We start from the raw sequence: 17968 nt of genomic DNA, 5'->3' as shown, positions 1-17968 counted from the left end.
CGGGTATGCGTGTCGTCATCGTGACCGAATCCTTTCCCCCCGACGTGAACGGCGTGGCCCATTGCGCCTTCCAGACCGCCCGACACCTCGTCGATCGCGGTCACACCCCCGTCGTCGTCGCCCCGGCCACCGCCGCCGGGACCGGGCCGGACGCCGAAGCGCCCTGCCCCGTCGTCCGAGTCCCCTCCCTTCCGCTCCCCGGCTACCCCCAGGTCCGCGTCGCCCTCCCCAGCCGACGCGTCGCCGCCGCCATCGCCGAACACCGTGCCGACCTGGTCCACCTGGCCAGCCCGTTCATCCTCGGCGTCCGGGGCATGGCGGCAGCCGCCCGGCTCGGCATCCCCGCCGTCGCCGTCTACCAGACCGACCTGGGCGGCTACGCCCGCACCTACATGGGCGCCGGCGAGGCAGCCGCCTGGCGCCGGATACGGTCCGTCCACGCCGCCGCCGACCTCACCCTCGCCCCCTCCAGCGCGGCCCTGCACGACCTGGACACGCACGGTGTGCCCCGGGTGAAGCTGTGGCCGCGGGGCGTGGACACCCTGCGCTTCCGCCCCGACCGGCGCGACGAAACGCTGCGCCGCGCTCTCGCCCCGAACGGCGAGCTGATCGTCGGCTACGTCGGACGGCTCGCCCCCGAGAAACATGTCGAGCTGCTGTCCGGCGTATGCGGGCTGCCGGGCGTCCGGGTCGTGGTGGTGGGCGACGGACCGAGCCGGCCCGGGCTGGAGGAGTCCCTGCCGGGCGCGGTCTTCCTGGGCAACCGCACCGGCGACGAACTCGCCCGGATCTTCGCCTCGCTGGACGTGTTCGCGCACACCGGCCCCTTCGAGACCTTCTGCCAGACCGTGCAGGAGGCCATGGCCAGTGGTGTGCCGGTGGTCGCGCCCGCCGCGGGCGGCCCCCTGGACCTGGTCGCCCACGGGCGCACCGGCCTGCTCGTCCCGCCCCGGGACGCCACCGTCGTGCGGGATGCGGTGGCGGAGCTGGTGGCCGACCCCGCGCGGCGGGCCGTCTACGGCGCCGCCGGGCGGGCCACGGTCGAGGGACGCACCTGGGCCGCCGTCGGCGACCGGCTCATCGGTCACTACGAGGACGTGCTCGCCGCGCGTCGACTGGTGGTGGCGGCATGAACGGCCCGAACGACACGAGCGGCCCGAACGACACGAGGGGCGCCGACTGCGGAAACGGTTCCGCGCGCCTCACCCCCACGCAGAGCGGGCCGCTGCGGATCGTGCGGCTCGCCAACTTCGTCGCCCCCGCCTCGGGCGGACTGCGCACGGCCCTGCGCGAACTCGGCAAGGGCTATCGCGCGGCCGGCCACGAGCCGGTCCTGATCGTGCCCGGAGAGCGGGAGAGCGACCGTCCGACCGAGCAGGGGCGGGTGATCACCCTGCCGGGGCCGCTGCTGCCCGGCACCGGCGGCTACCGCGTCCTCACCGACAAGCGGCGGGTCGCCCGCCTGCTGGCGGAACTCGCCCCCGACCGTCTGGAGGTCTCCGACCGCACGACGCTGCGCTGGACCGGCAAGTGGGCGCGGCGGGCCCGAGTTCCCGCCGTGATGGTCTCCCACGAGACCGCCGACGGCGTCCTGCGCACCTGGGGCGTGCCGGAAGGGGCGGCCCGGCGCGCCGCCGACGCGCTCAACCTGCGTACGGCGCACACGTACGCGCGCGTGGTGTGCACCACCGAGTTCGCCGAGCGGGAGTTCGTGCGGATCGGGGCGCGCAACGTCGTACGGGCGCCCCTGGGCGTCGACCTCGTGGAACGGCACCCCGCCCTGCGGGACGCCGGGCTGCGGTCCCGCCACGCGCGCGAGGACCAGACCCTGCTGGTGATGTGCACCCGCCTGTCCGTGGAGAAGCGGCCCGGTACGGCGCTGGACGCCCTGGAGGCGTTGCTGCGGCGCGGTGCGCGGGCGGTGCTGGTCGTCGCGGGCGACGGTCCGCTGCGGCCGCGGCTGGAGCAGCGCGCCCGTGAGCGCGGGCTGCCCGTGACGTTCCTGGGGCACGTCTCCGACCGGGGCGCGCTCGGGGCCCTGCAGGCCTCGGCCGACGTGTGCCTGGCCCCGGGGCCCGCGGAGACCTTCGGGCTCGCCGCCCTGGAGGCCATGGCGTGCGGGACCCCCGTCGTCGCGAGCGCCTCCTCGGCCCTCCCCGAGGTGATCGGCGCCGCCGGGGCCACGGCGACCGACCGGGGAGAGGCGTTCGCCGACGCCGTGCAGAACCTCCTGGGGCGTCCCCTCGCGGCCCGCCGGGAGGCCGCACGCGCGCGTGCGGAGTGCTTCGGCTGGGGTACGGCGGTCGACGCCTTCCTCGCGGCGCACGACGCGGCGGTGTCGGTCACGGCGCCGGGGACCGCCCCTGTCCGTCCTTTCGTGCCCGGAGGCCTCGGATGAGACGCGTCCGCTTCGTCGCCCTCGGGGACTCGCTCACCGAGGGCGTGGGGGACCCCGTGGGCGACGGGTGGCGCGGCTGGGCCGCGCTGCTCGCCCAGGGGCTCGTCGGCGAGGCCGAGGGGGCTGCGGGGGCTGCGCCGGCTGTGGCGGCTGCGGGGGCTGCGCCGGCTGTGGCGGCTGTGGCGGTCGTCGCCGGGACCGAGGGGCTTGGGAGGAGCGAGGGGGCCGAGGGGGTCGCGGATCCCTCGGAGCCCGGAGAGCTCCGAGAACGCGGAGAGCCCGAAGAACCCGTAGAGCCCGCAGAGCCCATAGAGCCCGTGCGGCCCGTGGAGTTCATCAATCTCGCGGTCAGCGGCGCGCAGACGCGGGACGTACTGGAACGGCAGCTCCCGGCCGGGCTCGAGCTCCGGCCCGACGTCGTCTCCGTGGTCGTCGGCGTCAACGACACCCTGCGCTGCACCTTCGACATCCATGCCGTGGCCGCCCGGCTCGACACGGTCTACGGTTCCTTCGCCGAGCAGGGCGCGGTCCTGCTCACCGCGTGCCTGCCCGACCCGGGCGGCGCCCTCGGGCTGCCCGGGGCCCTGGCCCGGCCACTGGCGCGGCGGCAGCGCGCGGTCAACGCCGTCGTCCACGCGCTCTCCGAGCGGTACGGCGCCGTCCACCTGCACGCCGCGGAGGGCGCCTGGCTGACGGACCGGGCCATGTGGAGCGCTGACCGGCTCCACCCCGGGGAACGGGGGCACCGGCAACTGGCCGTGCGCTTCCACGCGGTGCTGGCCGAGGCGGGTCTCGCGACCGGCTCAGCGCCCTCGCCCGAGCCCGAGTTCGCGGCGCCGACGACCTCGGCGAGCCTGTGGTGGCTGGCGACCGCGGGCACCGGCTGGGTGGCCCGGCGGTGCACCGACCTGCTTCCGCAACTGCTCACGCTGGCCGCCGACGAGCTGCGGCACCGCGCGCGGGGGACGAGCGCCCGCCTCGATCTGCGGGCCTCCGCGGCGGTGTCCGCGGCGCTCGCCGCGCTCTCCGTGGCGGAGCGGCGGCCGGACGCCGCCTGAGGTCAGCCGGACGCCACCTGAGGCCCAGGCGGGCGCCGCCTGCGTCACCTTCGGCGCACGGCCACGAAGCGGACCGGCGTTCCGGGCACGGCCTGGGCCGCGGCCGCGAGGTCGCCCGCGCGGACGACCCCGATCACCGGGTAGCCCCCGGTGGTCGGGTGATCGGCCAGGAAGACCACCGGCCGGCCGGCGGGCGGAACCTGTACGGCCCCCAGGACCATGCCCTCGCTCGCCAGCTCACCGCTCCGGGCGCGCTCCAGGGCGGGCCCCTCGGTACGCAGCCCGATGCGATTGCTCGCCGACGACACGAGGAACGTCCGCGACGTGAAGGCGCGGAGCGCGTCCGGGGTGAACCAGTCGTCCCGTGGGCCGAGCGTCACCCGGAGGACGAGTTCGGCCGGCGGCGCAGGCTGCGGGGCGACGTCCACGCGCGCGTGCGGGACGAGTTCGCGCCCCAGGGGCAGGACGGTGCCGTCCGTGAGCGGCGCGGGGCCGAGGCCCGAGAGCAGATCCGTGGACCGGCTGCCGAGGACCGGCTCGACGATGACGCCGCCTGCCAGGGCCACGTAGGTGCGGACCCCGCGGACGGCAGGTCCGATGTCCAGAAGGGTCCCGGCTCGTACCCGTACGGGCGCGCCCCAGGCGACCGGCCGGCCGTCGGCCGTGACCCGACAGGGCGCGCCGCCGACCGCGACGGTCACGTCGGAACGCGGCCTGAGGGCACAGCCGGTGAGCGTCGTCTCCAGCACGGCCGCGTCGGGCGGGTTGCCCACCAGCCGGTTGACGAGGGCCGCCGCGGGCGCGTCGAGAGCGCCGGAACGGGGCACGCCGAGATGCGCGTGTCCCGGGCGGCCCCGGTCCTGCACCGTGGTGAGCGCCCCGGCGCGGACGACGGAGACTGCTCGGTCGCTCATGAGCTGCCCACCGGCTCCACCGGCTCCACCGGCCTCGCCGGTCCCACCGGGACGAAGCGCACGAGCGTGCCCGGCGACAGCAGGGCGGCCGGCACGCGCGCGTGGTCCCACAGCACCGCCTCCGTGCTGCCGATCAACTGCCAGCCGCCCGGCGACGAACGTGGGTACACCCCCGTGTACGGCCCCGCCAGCCCCACCGAACCGGCCGGTACGGCGGTGCGCGGGGTGGCCCGGCGCGGCACGTCGTAGCGCGACGGCAGGCCGGTGAGGTAGCCGAAGCCGGGCGCGAACCCGCAGAAGGCGACCCGGAACTCGGTGGCCGCGTGGATGCGGGCCACCTCCTCCTGAGGTACCCCCCAGTGGGCGGCGACCTCGGCCAGGTCCGGGCCGTCGTAACGGATCGGGATCTCCACGGCCGCCTGCTCACGCGGAGGAGCGGGCGGTACGTCGGACGCGGCCAGCTCGGACGCCAGCCGGCCGGGGTCGGTCAGACCGTCCAGGAGGACGGTGCGGGCCGCCGGGACGATCTCGCGGGCGCCGAGCTGGCCCGCCGCGCGGCGACGCAGCAGCTCCGCGTGCAGCGCCTCGGCCTCCGCGCCCGACGCCAGCTCGACGAGCAGGGCGTCGTCGCCGACGGGCAGGACGCGCACGCTCATACGAAGGCCTCCACTCGTACGCCCGACTCCTCCAGCCCACGCCGGACCCGGCGGGCCAGCTCCACCGCGCCGGGCGTGTCGCCGTGCAGGCACAGCGAACGCGCGCGTACCTCGATGGACGATCCCGCGTGGGAGGTGACCTGCCCGAGGCGGGCCAGGCGCACCGACCGTTCCACGACGGCGTCCGGGTCGGTGACCACGGCCCCGGCCCGCCCACGGGGCACGAGCGTGCCCTCCTCGGTGTACGCGCGGTCCGCGAAGGCCTCCGGGACGGCCGGGAGACCCGCTACCCGGGCCAGCTCCAGCAGGCGTGAGCCGGGCAGCCCGAGCACGGGCAGCGCGGCGCCGGCGAGGAGGACCCCTTCGACCACCGCACCGGCCTGCTCCTCGTCGTGCACGACCCGGTTGTAGAGCGCGCCGTGCGGCTTCACGTACGCCACGCGCGCGCCCGCCGCCCGGGCGAACACCTCCAGGGCGCCGATCTGGTACGCCACCTCGGCGGTCAGCTCGGCGGACGGCACGTCCATGGCGCGCCGTCCGAACCCGGCCAGGTCCCGGTAGGAGACCTGCGCGCCGATCGTCACTCCCCGCTCGGCCGCCAGCTCGCACACCCGGCGCATGGTGACCGCGTCCCCGGCGTGGAAGCCACAGGCCACATTGGCGCTGCTGACGACGGACAGCAGCTGCTCGTCGTCGGTCAGCTGCCAGCGGCCGAAGCCCTCGCCGAGGTCGGCGTTCAGATCGATCGCGGTCGTCGCGCTCATGGTTCCTTCGTATCTCCTTCTCAAGCCACGCGGTACTGCTCGTCGCGGGCGTCGGTGAGGAACATCTGTCCCGGGGCGTGGGTGAGGGCGAAGGGCGGGCGCGAGGCCATCACCGCGGCCTGCGGGGTCACACCGCAGGCCCAGAACACCGGGATGTCGTCCGGCGCGGCTTCCACGGGGTCGCCGAAGTCGGGCCGGCCGAGGTCGTCGATGCCCAGTCCCGACGGATCGCCGCAGTGTACGGGGCCGCCGTGCACCGCCGGGAGCAGGCTGCTCTCCCGGATGGCCGCCGCGAGGTGCTGCGGCGGCACCGGACGCATGGACACCACCAGGGGGCCGTGCAGCCGCCCCGCGGGCCGGCACGGGCGGCTCGTCACGTACATCGGGACGTTGCGTCCCTGCTCGACGTGCCGGATCGGCACGCCCGCCCCGGACAGCGCCCACTCGAAGGTGAAACTGCACCCGATCAGGAACGACACCAGGTCGTCACGCCAGTACGCGCGCACGTCCGTCGGCTCGTCCACCAGCTCCCCGTCCGCCCAGACCCGGTAGCGCGGCAGATCGGTGCGCAGGTCGGCGCCCTCGGCCAGGACGGTCGTCCAGGAGCCGGCGTCCGTGACGTCGAGGACGGGACAGGGCTTCGGGTTGCGCTGGCAGAACAGGAGCATGTCGTACGCCCAGTCGGCCGGCACCGAGATCAGGTTGACCTGGGTGTGGCCGCCCGCGACCCCGGCCGTGGGGCCCGCCAGGCCCGCCCGGAAGCGGGCCCGTGCGCTGGCGGGGCTCCACGCGTGCGCGTGCTCGTCGAGGAGGGTGACGGGACGGTCCTCGACGAGGGGCGGACGGCGGTGCTGCGTGAGGATCGGACGGTTCACTCCAGTTCCTTCCCGCGGGTCTCCGGAAGCCCCAGCAGCGCCAGGGCGGCGATGGCGTATCCGATCGCGCCGAACACCAGCGCGCCGCCCACGCCCCAGCTGTCGGCGAGGAAGCCGACCGTGGTGGGGAAGACGGCGCCCACGGCGCGGCCGGTGTTGTAGGTGAAACCCTGTCCCGTGCCGCGCAGGGCCGTCGGGTACAGCTCGCTCAGATAGGACCCGAAGCCGCTGAAGATCGCCGACATGCAGAATCCGAGCGGGAAACCGAGCACGAGGAGCACGGTGTCCGCGCCGCTCGGGATGTTCGCGTACGCCAGGATGCACACCGCCGACAGCAGGGCGAACAGCCAGATGTTGCGGCGCCGGCCCAGCCGGTCGGTGAGATAGCCGCCCGTGAGGTAGCCGAGGAAGGCCCCCGAGATCAGGAAGGTCAGATAGCCGCCGGTGCCGACCACCGACAGGCCGCGCTCGGATTTCAGATAGGTCGGCACCCAGGTCGCCAGGGTGTAGTAGCCGCCCTGCACACCGGTGGAGAGCAGGCCCGCGAAGAGCGTCGTCCGCAGCAGCGGTCCCTTGAAGATCGCCGGGAACGAGCCCCTCTCGGCGCTCTGTTCGCGTGCGGCGGCGGCCTGCGGGGCGTCCTGTACCCGGCGCCGCATCCACACCACGAGCAGCGCGGGCAGCGCGCCCGTCCAGAACATCACGCGCCAGGCGATGTCGTCGCCGAAGAACGAGAAGACCAGTGTGTACGTGAGTACCGCGAGGCCCCAGCCGACGGCCCACGAGCTCTGGATCGCGCCCAGGGTGCGCCCCCGGTGCTTCGCGCTCGCGTACTCGGCGACCAGGATCGCGCCGACCGCCCACTCGCCGCCGAAGCCGAGGCCCTGGAGGGACCGGAAGACCAGCAGCCACCCATAGGTGGGTGCGAAGCCGCAGGCGACGGTGAAGACCGCGTAGGTGATCACCGTGATCATCAGGGCCCTGACCCGGCCGATCCGGTCGGCCAGCACCCCCGCCACGGCGCCGCCGATAGCGGAGGCGACCAGGGTGACGGTGGTGAACAGGCCGGTCTGACCGCTGTCCAGACCGAAGTACGCCGCCAGCGCGACCATGCTCAGCGGCAGCGTGAAGTAGTCGTAGGAGTCGAGGGCGTAGCCGCCGAACGCGCCGGCGAAGGCGCGGCGGCCGCGCGGGCCGAGGGCCCGCAGCCAGGCCAGGGCGCCGTCGTCGGGAGCGTGTGCGGCGGTGGCGGGGCGGGTGTCGGTGGCCGGGGTCGGTGGTGGAAGAGGCGTGCTCATGGGGCACCTCGCTGTGGGAGGACGGAGGGTGCGGGGAGTGAGCCGTGCCGTGCGGAGGCGGGTCGCCGCGGTGGGGACGGGCGGTGCCATGGAAACGAAGGTAGAGGATCGTTGAACGATCCTTCAATACCCATGTTGTTTCGTTCTCGTGTCTGCGGTTGAATTCCGGGCATGGCAGAGCAGCTGGCGGGACTGGCCGACGACCGCGCCCTCCTGGGCCGCACGAGCACGGCCGAACGGGTTTCGGACATCCTCCGAAGCCGCATCGCCGAGGGCTATTTCCCGCCCGGCACACGGCTGTCGGAGGACAGCATCGGCGGGGCGCTCGGTGTCTCCCGCAACACGCTGCGCGAGGCGTTCCGGCTGCTCACCCACGAGCGCCTGCTCGTCCACGAGTTGAACCGTGGCGTCTTCGTCCGGGTGCTGACCGTCGAGGACGTCGAGGACATCTACCGCACGCGCGCGCTCGTCGAGTGCGCCGTCGTGCGGGGACTGGGGGAGCCGCCGTACACGCTGGACGGCCTTCGTGCGAGCGTCACCGAGGGTCAGGTCGCGTCCGTCGAGAATGACTGGAAAGGGCTGGGTACCGCCAACTTCCACTTCCACCGCGAACTGGTGGCCCTGGCCGGAAGCGCTCGCACCGACGAGCTGATGCGCGGCGTCTTCGCCGAGCTGCGCCTCGCCTTCCACCTCGTCGACGAGCCCCGCCGGCTGCACGAGCCGTACCTCCAGCGCAACCGCCAGATCCTCCAGGCCCTGGAGGCGCGGGACGCGGCGGAGGCCGAGCGGCTGCTCGCCGTCTACCTGGCCGACTCGTCGGAACGCGTGCTCGAGGCCTACCGGCGAAGGGTCGAGGGCGACGGCGCCCCGTAGGGGGCGGGAACTGCGCGACCGGCCCCCACCGGCCCGCAGCCGGAGAACGACCTGTAGTCGTCCGGCCGTCCCGCCGGAGGCGATAGGCCTCGTTTGGGTCGATGTCAGACCGAGGACCTAGTCTGTGCACCGTGACTTCGCCTGCGTCGACGGACCGTGTTCCGCCCCAGCTCAGCGCGGGGCCGCGCCCCGCTCCGGGCCCGGCCGCCGACGAGGGGCTGGCGCGGCGGCTGCGCGCGCTCGCCTGCACCGCGCCGATCCACGACCTCGACGCACGCAAGGCCAACCTCGCCGGCGAGTACTCGGTCTACGGCATGGCGGAGATCGCCCTCGCCGCCATCGACCTCGTCACGCTCAACATGGACTTCGACACCGGCGCCGACCACGACCAGATAGTGGCCCGCCTCATGCCGCGCATCGCCGCGCAGGCCCCGCGGCGGCCCGTCGCCGAGCACGAGCGGGTGGCCCGCTGGGTCCTGGAGAACCTGATCAACGTCGGCAGCGTCGACCGCGGCTTCCGCGCCGTATACGGCACCTTCGCGCCGGACGGCACGTATGTGCGCCGCGACTACGACTTCAAGCTGATCGAAGAGGTCCCCGGCCACGGCGGCGTGGTCTACCTCCGCACGACCGACGAGGCGGTCAACGTCCTCGTCGGCGCCCTCGACACCGACGTCACCAGCGCGCAGATCGCCGCCGAGGTCAAGCTGGAGGTGCTCATCCGGCGCGGCCGTCTCGCCGACGCCCAGCTGGCCGCCGAGCAGGCCCGCTACCGCACCGTGCAGTACTCGGAGACGCTGCGCCGCGCCCTGGAGGCGACCCGGCGCAACGTGCGCGCGGTGGACTGGCTCAACGCCGTGCCCGACATGATCGCCGAGGCCCTCGACCACGTCGCCGACCGCTACCGCCACGAGAACGCGATCCTCACCAACATCCGCAAGGCACGCGACGAGATCGAGGACGCGGAGAACAAGCGGCGGGCCGCCGAGCTCGTCGACATCGTGAAGGACTGCATCCGCCGGCACACCCAGTTGCAGTCCCGGCTGCTGGAGGCCGGCCCGCTGTTCCGCGCCGAGCAGGACCGACAGGCCTTCGCCACGCCCATGACCTCGTCGGGGATAGACCTCTACGGGCATCTCGTCACCCCCGTGCTGCCGTTGCCGCTGGAGCAGGCGGTCCGGGTCACCGACGCGTTCTTCGCGCGGGGGGCCGGGCTGCGCACGCCGGTGTCGGTGCGGGTGGGCGATCTCGTCGACCTGCTGCTGACGCCGCCGGTGGAGCGCGAGCACCTGGGGGCGGAGATGCCGGAGCCGGACCTCATCGCGACGCCGGACGACAGCCGGTTCAGCGAGGAACAGCTGGCGATGGCCAAGCAGCTGCTCGACCTGCCGGCGGACGCGCCACGACGGCTGTCGGGACTGCTCGAGGAGGCGCGCGCCAAGGAGGGCGAAGAGCTGGCCTACCTGGTGGCGCTGCTGGCCGTGCACGCCGCCAGTCCGGCCGTGGGCACCGCCTACCGCCAGGGCGAGGAGAAACTGCTGTTCGCCGTGGACGACGGGCAGGAACTGGACGACCCGGGGTTCGGCGGGGCCGATCTCATCGTCGGCACCGCCCTGTTGGACGCCGCGGGGATGGCGGCGGACCGCACGGAGGCGGCATGAGCCGGGTCGGGAACCGAGTGGCCGAGCACGAGAACACCGCCGAGCACGAGAACACCAAGGAGCCGAAGCTGTGACCGAGCACGTCGAGTGGAGCGATACGGAGGCCCCCGCCCCGGCGGTGAGCGCCGCCGTCACCCCCGCCGACGCCGCCGACGCGGCGCGGCTCGTCGCCTTCGGGCTGCAGCCCAAGGTGCAGCCCGCGCGGGACCAGGAGTACGCGGAGCTGCTGCGGCGGTACCGCGAGGATCCGCCGTTCGCGCGGCTCGCCGACGCCGTGGCCGCCGGACTGGGGCTGATCGTGCTGGAGGTCTCCCCGCGCGCGGGGATGGCGGTGACCGCCGCCGAGGACTCGGTGTTCGCCGTGCGGATGGGGGACTACGCGCGGCGTACGTCCGCCGACGGCGGCGACCGGTTCCTGCACGGGCTCGCGCACCTCTCCGTCGCCGCGATGGCGTTCCCCCGGCCCGAGGACCTGGCCGACGACGGCTACATCGGCCGGGTCAGCGTCAACGGGGTGGACGCCTTCGTGCGCCAGGCCTGCCACCGGCTGGAGGAGCGGGCGGAGGAGCAGGGCGAGAACACCGACCCCGCCACCGACGCGCCCGGACTGGAGGCCGCCTGGCGGATCTGGGCCAGACGCAGCTCCACCGGCGCCACCAAGGACGCGCGCAGACTCGCCGGTTCCACGACCGGCATCGTCGGCAAGGCCGTCGCGTTCCTCACCGACTCCGGGTTCCTCCAGCGGACCGGTGACGACGGCGGCGGCACCTACCGGACGACCGCCCGCTACCAGCTCCAGGTGCGTGACATGGCGGGCGGTGCCGCCATGGCCGAGCTGCTGGAGCTGGGGATCGTCCCGGTCACCGACGGCTCTCCGACGCTGCTGCCCGCCGAGGAGACCGACGACCTGCACCTGGTGGCCGACGCCGGGCTGCCGTTCCACTCCTGAAGCCTCCGAGCCGACCAGCTTCCGAGTTTGCGAGCTTCCGGAGCTCACGGGCCCTCGGGCCCCTGAACTCCGGAAGCGCCACCCCCCCCGATCTGCCGAAGACTTACGAGAGTCCGCCATGTACGAGCTGTCCCGAGTCCGCCTCTACTCCATCGGGCCTGCCGGTGCGCGCTACGCCGACACCGTGCTCGACCTGCGGGGCGTGGGCGGCATCGTGCCCGACCCCGCCCCCACACAGGCGGAGTTCTTCGAGGAGGAGCCCGTCGGCCCGCCGCGCAGGCCCGCGCCCGCGGGCGTGCTCTTCCTGGAGAACGGCGGCGGCAAGTCCGTCCTGCTCAAGCTGATCTTCTCGGTGATGCTGCCGGGCCACCGCAACACCCTCGGCGGCGCCAGCTCCGGCGTGCTGCGCAAGTTCTTGCTCGCCGACGACTGCGGACACGTGGCGCTGGAATGGCAGCACGTGCTCACCGGCGAGTGCGTCGTCGTCGGCAAGGTGAGCGAGTGGCGCGGGCGACAGGTGTCCAACGACCCGCGGAAGTTCGCGGAGGCCTGGTACTCGTTCCGGCCCGGGCCCGGGCTGAGCCTGGACAACCTGCCTGTCGCCGAGTCCACCGCCGTACGCCCGCCCGTCGAGGGAGCCTCCGGCGCGCAGGGGCGGCGGCGCACCATGAAGGGTTTCCGGGACGCCCTCACCGAGGCGGGGAAGGCGTATCCGCACCTGGAGGTGCACTGGGAGGAGATTCACGACCGGTGGATCGAGCACCTCGGCGAGCTGGGCCTGGACCCCGAACTCTTCCGCTACCAGCGGGAGATGAACGCCGACGAGGGCGAGGCCGCCGGCCTCTTCGCGGTCAAGAAGGACTCCGACTTCACCGACCTGCTGCTGCGCGCGGTGACCGACACCCGGGACACCGACGGGCTCGCCGACCTGGTCAGCGGCTTCGGCAACAAGCTGGGCCGCCGCGCCGAGCTGATCGCCGAACGGGACTTCACCGCCGGTTCGGTGGACCTGCTCGGGCGGATCGTCGAGGCCGCCGAGGCGCGGGCACGCGCGCGTGACGTCCACGCCGGCGCCGAGCGCCGCACCCGCGCGCTGGCCCGGCGGCTGTCCGCGCGGGGCGTGCGGGAGAAGACGCGGGCCGGTGATCTCGCCCAGCGCGTCACGGCGGCCGCCTACGCCGTCACGCACTCCGAGAGCGCACGGGAGCGCAGCGCGCTGATCGCTGCCGAAATCGCCTTCCGTCACGCCTCGTTGGCGCTCGCCGGCGCCGAGAAGTCCGCCGCCGCGCAGAAGCGCGAACTCGCCGACGCCCGCACCCTGCACTCCGCCTGGCAGGCCGCCGAGGCCGTGCTGCGCCACCGCGCCGCCGCCGACCGGGTCGCGCGGGTCTCCGTCGCGATCCAGGAGGCCGAACGCGACGCCGCCCCCGCGCTCGCCGCCCGCGCCAAGGCCGCCGTCGACCTCGTACGGGCCCTGCACGCGGCCGCCGAGAAGGCCGAGGCCCTCGCCAACGAGGAGGAGGAACGCTCGGCGGCACTCCAGGAGGTCGGCGAGTCCGCGCACCGGGACTCGACGTCCGCCGCCACCGACGCCCAGCGCGCCCGCAGCGAGGTCGGACACCTGCGTCAGCGCCTCTCCGAGGTCGAGCAGGAGACCGCCGAGGCCGTACGCGCGGGCTGGCTCGACGACAGCGCGCCCGACGCCGACCCCGCCCGCGCGGCCCTCGCCGCCAGCGATGCCGAGAAGACCGCCGTCGCCGCCTGGGACGCCGCGCGTGACGCCTCGCACAGGGCCGCCGAGCACGCGCGCGAGGCCGCCTCCGCCGAGTCCCGAGCCGAGCTCACCGCGGCCCGGGCCGCCGACGCGGCGACCGCCGCGCACCGGTCGTACGAGGCCGAGCAGCGGCTCGCCGAGTCCCTGGCCGGTGAGGAACGGCTCGCCGAGCTGCTCGGTCTGACCGGCGGCGGGGCACGCCCGCGGATACCGCAGCCACGGCAGAACGGCGAGCCCGGCGACGACTCCCTGCTGACCCCCGAGGACCTGGACCGCTGCGCCGACGAACTGCGCGACCTCCTCGACGACGCCGTCACCTCCGCCGAACGGCAGCTCTTCGAGCTGCGGACCGCGGCCGCCGACGACTCCCGCATCCTCGGCGCGCTCGGCGACGGGGGACTGCTGCCGCCCGGCCCCGACGTGCTGGCCACGGTCGAGTTCCTCGGCGAGCACGGCATCCCCGCCCTGCCCGGCTGGCGCTACCTCGCGCAGGCCGTCGACCCCGCCGACCACGCGCGTGTGCTCGCCGCCCGGCCCGAACTGGTCGACGGCGTGATCATCACCGACCCCGCCTCGCACGCCCGCGCTCGCGTGGCGCTCGGTGACGCCGCCCTGCTGCCCCGATCGGCGGTGGCCGTCGGTACGGCCGCCGCCCTGCTGGCGCCGACCCCGGCGGCCGACGCGCAGAGCGGGGATGTCTTCCTCGTCCCGCCGAACCCGGCCATGCACGACGAGCAGGCCGCCGACGAGGAACGGCAGGCGCTGCGCGCGCGGGCGACCGAGCGGGACGAGGACATCCGCCGGCTCGCCGCGCGGCTCGGCAAGGACCGCGAGCTGGCCGCCCGGCTGGCCTCCTGGCGCACCGGCTGTCCCGCCGGGCGGCTCACCGAGCTGGCGGGATCCGCCCGGGAGGCGCGCGCGTTCGCCGAGGAGTCCGAGGCCGAGCTGTCCGAGGCACGGACCGTGCGCGCCGAGGCCGACGAGATCGCCGCCGAGGCGGCCCAGGTGCGCGACGAGCGCCAGGAGGCGGCGCAGAAGGCCCGGCGAGCCGCCGACGCCCTGGCCGGCCTCGCCTTCCGGCTGCGTGAGCGGGCCGGCTGGCAGGTCAAGGTGCGTGAACTCGCCGACGAGGCCGCCGAGTCGGAGGCCCGCGCCCAGACCTGCCTGGAGCGCGCCCGCGCCGCCGACGAGGACCGACGCGGCGCCCAGCGCGCCGCCGACGACGCCCGACGTACCGCGCGTGCGCTGCGCGCCGAACGCGCCGAGATCGCCGGCGCCCCCGACGACGTACTGGAAACCGAGGCCGACGCGTCCCGGACGTCCCTGCCGGCCCTCCGTGAGGCCTACCGGGCGGCGTCCCAGCTGTACGAGAAGGTCGGCGTCGGCGCGGACCTGCGGGCCGAGCAGGCCCGCGGGGAGAGCGACGAGAGCGCGGCCCGCACCGAGCTGGACCGGCTCAGCAACAAGGTCCGCACGCGCGCGGAGCAGTTGCTCCAGTCGCCCGACGGCTCCGACGGGCCGTCCAGGCAGGCCGCCGCCGCACGCGCGGAAGAGCTGGTGCAGCTGCTGGAGACCCGTGTGTCCACCGCGAGCGAGCAGCTCGGTCGGCTGCGCGGCGAGGCCGAGCGGCACGCCCCCGAGGACGGCGGCGCCCACACCGAGCTGCCCGAGGAGCTCCAGCCGCGCGACGCCGAGCACGCCCAGGCGCTGTTGCGCACCGCGACGACCGAACTCGGAGCCCGCACCGAGGCGTTGAACCAGGCACGCGAGGCGCACGCGGAACTCCTGGCCGCCCACCGTGCCGCCGAGGACGCGGCCGGCGGCTTCGACGAGATCGCCGCGATGCTCCGGGACCTGCTGCGGGAACACATCTCGGACGAGGACCAGGAGGAGTCGGAGCCCTATCCGGGCACCACCGAGGAGGCCCGCCAGGCGGCCGCCGAGGCCCGCCGGTCCCTGCGCGGCTGCGCCGCCGACCTGTCCGCCGCCGAGTCCGCCGTCCGCGAGGCCAGTGACATCCTCGTCCGGCACGCCAACTCCACGCGCTATGAGCAGGTCCGCACCCCGGCGCGCCAGCAGATCCGCGAGCTGCCGGCCTCCGCGCTGCCCGAGCACGCGCAGAAGTGGGCGAACGCCTTCGCACCCCGGTTGCGGGTCCTGACGGACGAGCTGGAGCAGCTGGAGCGCAACAGGGACTCGATCGTGGACCGGCTGCGCGGGCTCGTCGAGTCCGCGCTCGCCACCCTGCGCTCGGCCCAGCGGCTCTCCCGGCTGCCCGAGGGGCTCGGCGAGTGGTCCGGCCAGGAGTTCCTGCGCATCCGCTTCGAGGAGCCCGATCAGAGCACCCTCACCGAGCGGCTCGGCGAGGTCATCGACGAGGCGACCCGGTCCGCCGTGAAGAAGAACTCCGACCTGCGGCGCGACGGCGTGTCACTGCTGCTGCGCGGGGTCGGCGCGGCCCTCCAGCCCAAGGGCGTCGCCGTCGAGATCCTCAAGCCGGACGCCGTGCTGCGGGCCGAGCGGGTCCCCGTCGGTCAGATGGGCGACGTGTTCTCCGGTGGCCAGCTGCTCACCGCGGCCATCGCCCTGTACTGCACGATGGCGGCGCTCAGGAGCAACGACCGGGGCCGGGACAAGCACCGGTACGCCGGCACGCTGTTCCTCGACAACCCCATCGGGCGCGCCAACGCGACCTATCTGCTGGAGCTCCAGCGCGCGGTCTCGGACGCCCTCGGCGTGCAGCTCCTCTACACCACGGGACTGTTCGACACCACGGCGCTGGCGGAGTTCCCGCTGGTCATCCGGCTGCGCAACGACGCCGACCTGCGGGCGGGCCTGAAGTACATCAGCGTCGAGGAACACCTCCGGCCGGGTCTGCCGCAGCAGGCCCCGGCCGGGGAGGGCGAAGGGGCGCAGGTGCGCAGCGAGATCACGGCGACCCGGATGTACAAGAGGCCGGCGCCGAACGCCGGTTGATCAGCTGTCCGCCAGGCGGTGGTCCTCGAGCACACCGGTCCGGTGCCGCTGCACGAACCAGTAGTAGGCGAAGCCACCGCCCGCGATCACGGCGACGAACAGGACGGCGCCCCACCGGAGGTACCAGTGGAAGGGCGCCGCCGCGTTGTAGACCGCGGCGCGCGGCCAGATCAGGTTGGTCGTCATCGCCGCGCCCCACACCACCGCGACGATGTTGACGAGCAGCCCCCAGCGGCCGAGCGAGAACTTCCCGTCGCTCGCCGGCTGCCACTTGCCGCGCAGCCGCGCCACCAGCATGGGGCCGGTCACGCCCAGGTAGGCGAGGTAGATCATGATGATGCCGATGCTGGTGACGACGGTGAAGATCTGTGGCTGGCGGATGTTGACCACGAGGATCGACAGCGCCAGCACACCGATGATCACGGTCGGCAGCACCGGGGTCCGGAAGCGCGGGTGACACCTGGCCAGCCGCGCGGACCAGGGCAGGTTGTTGTCACGGGCCATCGCGAACGCCAGCCGGATCGCCGCCGTGTGCACGGCCAGGGCGCACACCGTGACGGCGATCAGCACACACCACAGCATCGCCTTGCCGGCCGTCGGACCGAGCACGTCGAGCACGATGTACTGCAGACCGTCCGTGGACAGCTTGTCGCCCTTCAGGCTGGAGACGCTCATCAGCGCGAGCAGCAGGATCAGTCCGCCGAGGACGAAGGAGGCGACGATGGCCCGGATGATCGCGCGGGGCGCGTTGCGGGACGGGTCGATGGACTCCTCGCCGAGCGACGCGGCCGTGTCGAAGCCGTACATGACGTACGCCGAGGCCAGCGAGGCCACGAGGAAGGCGCCGAGGTACCCGGTCCCGTAACCCGCTCCCGTGCCGTTGGTCTCCATGACCACCTGGGGGCCGCGGGTGATGTGGACGGCGAACAGGACGATCAGTACGACGGTGGCGACCAGCTCGATGAACACACCGGCCGTGTTGATCGTCGCCATCAGCTTGACGCCGAACGCGTTGACCAACGTGGTGAACAGGATCAACACGGTGGCCAGGACGACCGCGTTGGTCGCCACGTCGTACGTGCCGGTGCCGTCACCCACGAACTGGAAGGTCGAGGAGATCTGCGGCAACGTCAACTGGTAGGCCAGCGCCACCGCCGCGATCGACACGATCGAGGCGGTCAGCATCATCCAGCCGGCCAGCCAGCCCAGATGAGGATTGCCGATCTTCTTCGACCAGTTGTAGACGGACCCGGCGACCGGATAGCGGGCGGCGAGCTCCGCGAAGCACAGGGCGACCGTGAACTGGCCGACGAACACCATCGGCCAGGACCACCAGTAGGCCGGGCCGCCGCTGCCGTAGCCGAAGTAGAACAGCTGGAAAGTGCCGGTGAGGATCGAGATGTAGCTGATGCCCGCGGCGAAGGTGTGGAAGTTGCCCAGGGTTCGCTTGAGCTCGGGTCTGTAGCCGAACTCGGCGAGCTCGGCGTCGTCCTGCTGAGGGCCTGGCGACTGCTCGGCTGTCGTCATCGGCGGACTCCTGGTGCTCGTGGGAGACCAGCACACCACCAGCGCGGTACGTCCGCGAGATCATCTCCGGTCGAGTCCGTTCACACGACTCGGAGACCAGCGATCGCCCTGTGAACGGGCGCGGGGGGGCCCCCGGGGGGGGGGGGGGGGGGGGGGGGGGGGGTGGGGGGTGGGGGGGGGGGGGTGGGGGGGGTTTTTGTGGGCTTGGGGGTTTGTGTTTTTTGGGGGGGGGGGGGGGTGGGGCG

13 protein-coding genes are annotated in these 17968 nt (G+C 74.0%); 7 read left to right on the top strand and 6 right to left on the bottom strand.

What is annotated here, in order from left to right; genetic code table 11:
• Positions 1-5 precede the first annotated feature (5 nt).
• The 3 genes from ACIRPU_RS14230 to ACIRPU_RS14220 are packed head-to-tail and all read left to right on the top strand — an operon-like array spanning position 6 to position 3456.
• Positions 6-1133: a glycosyltransferase family 4 protein gene (locus ACIRPU_RS14230; protein ID WP_403866311.1), complete on the top strand. Its 1128-nt coding sequence runs from the start codon at positions 6-8 to the stop codon at positions 1131-1133.
• Positions 1130-2398 (top strand): glycosyltransferase, encoded by a 1269-nt coding sequence (locus ACIRPU_RS14225; protein WP_403866308.1) that lies wholly within the window; start codon positions 1130-1132, stop codon positions 2396-2398. The genes ACIRPU_RS14230 and ACIRPU_RS14225 overlap by 4 nt, the downstream gene beginning before the upstream one ends.
• Positions 2395-3456, top strand: a complete 1062-nt coding sequence (locus tag ACIRPU_RS14220; RefSeq protein WP_403866305.1) for an SGNH/GDSL hydrolase family protein — start codon at positions 2395-2397, stop codon at positions 3454-3456. The genes ACIRPU_RS14225 and ACIRPU_RS14220 overlap by 4 nt, the downstream gene beginning before the upstream one ends.
• Before the next feature lie 44 nt (positions 3457-3500).
• Here ACIRPU_RS14220 and ACIRPU_RS14215 read toward each other — a convergent pair whose 3' ends face one another.
• The 5 genes from ACIRPU_RS14215 to ACIRPU_RS14195 are packed head-to-tail and all read right to left on the bottom strand — an operon-like array spanning position 3501 to position 7963.
• The gene (locus tag ACIRPU_RS14215; protein ID WP_403866302.1) at positions 3501-4370 is read right to left on the bottom strand and encodes a biotin-dependent carboxyltransferase family protein; all 870 of its coding nucleotides are present in this window, start codon (positions 4368-4370) and stop codon (positions 3501-3503) included.
• Positions 4367-5020: a 5-oxoprolinase subunit PxpB gene (gene pxpB / locus ACIRPU_RS14210; RefSeq protein ID WP_403867198.1), complete on the bottom strand. Its 654-nt coding sequence runs from the start codon at positions 5018-5020 to the stop codon at positions 4367-4369. Before pxpB ends, ACIRPU_RS14215 begins: the two co-directional genes overlap by 4 nt.
• Before the next feature lie 2 nt (positions 5021-5022).
• Positions 5023-5790, bottom strand: coding sequence for a LamB/YcsF family protein (locus ACIRPU_RS14205; protein ID WP_403866299.1), 768 nt, complete (start codon positions 5788-5790; stop codon positions 5023-5025).
• Positions 5791-5810: 20 nt separating this feature from the next.
• A complete protein-coding gene (locus ACIRPU_RS14200) occupies positions 5811-6653 on the bottom strand; it encodes a putative hydro-lyase (protein ID WP_403867195.1) in 843 nt (280 codons plus the stop codon).
• Positions 6654-6661: 8 nt separating this feature from the next.
• Entirely contained in the window at positions 6662-7963 is a 1302-nt protein-coding gene (locus ACIRPU_RS14195) for an MFS transporter (protein WP_403866296.1), read from the bottom strand.
• Between the two features lie 171 nt (positions 7964-8134).
• Between ACIRPU_RS14195 and ACIRPU_RS14190 the strand changes: the two genes are divergently transcribed.
• The 4 genes from ACIRPU_RS14190 to ACIRPU_RS14175 all read left to right on the top strand — a co-directional run bounded on the left by ACIRPU_RS14190 (position 8135) and on the right by ACIRPU_RS14175 (position 16196).
• On the top strand, positions 8135-8836 hold the full coding sequence (locus tag ACIRPU_RS14190) for a GntR family transcriptional regulator (protein ID WP_403866293.1): 702 nt from the start codon (positions 8135-8137) through the stop codon (positions 8834-8836).
• A gap of 131 nt (positions 8837-8967) precedes the next feature.
• The gene (locus ACIRPU_RS14185) at positions 8968-10497 is read left to right on the top strand and encodes a hypothetical protein (protein WP_403866290.1); all 1530 of its coding nucleotides are present in this window, start codon (positions 8968-8970) and stop codon (positions 10495-10497) included.
• 70 nt (positions 10498-10567) lie between these two features.
• A complete protein-coding gene (locus ACIRPU_RS14180) occupies positions 10568-11446 on the top strand; it encodes a hypothetical protein (RefSeq protein ID WP_403866287.1) in 879 nt (292 codons plus the stop codon).
• A 118-nt stretch (positions 11447-11564) separates the two neighbouring features.
• Complete coding sequence (locus tag ACIRPU_RS14175) at positions 11565-16196, top strand: hypothetical protein (RefSeq protein ID WP_403866284.1); 4632 nt, start codon at positions 11565-11567, stop codon at positions 16194-16196.
• On the opposite strand, the gene ACIRPU_RS14170 is transcribed toward ACIRPU_RS14175, so the two are convergent.
• A complete protein-coding gene (locus tag ACIRPU_RS14170) occupies positions 16197-17723 on the bottom strand; it encodes an APC family permease (RefSeq protein ID WP_403866281.1) in 1527 nt (508 codons plus the stop codon).
• Between the last annotated feature and the right edge of the window lie 245 nt (positions 17724-17968).

The sequence above is a fragment of the Streptomyces sp. NPDC102259 genome, from assembly GCF_044766465.1.
GTDB lineage: Bacteria > Actinomycetota > Actinomycetes > Streptomycetales > Streptomycetaceae > Streptomyces.
Note: the sequence above shows the minus strand (reverse complement) of the source record. Positions and strands in the feature narration are given on the sequence as shown.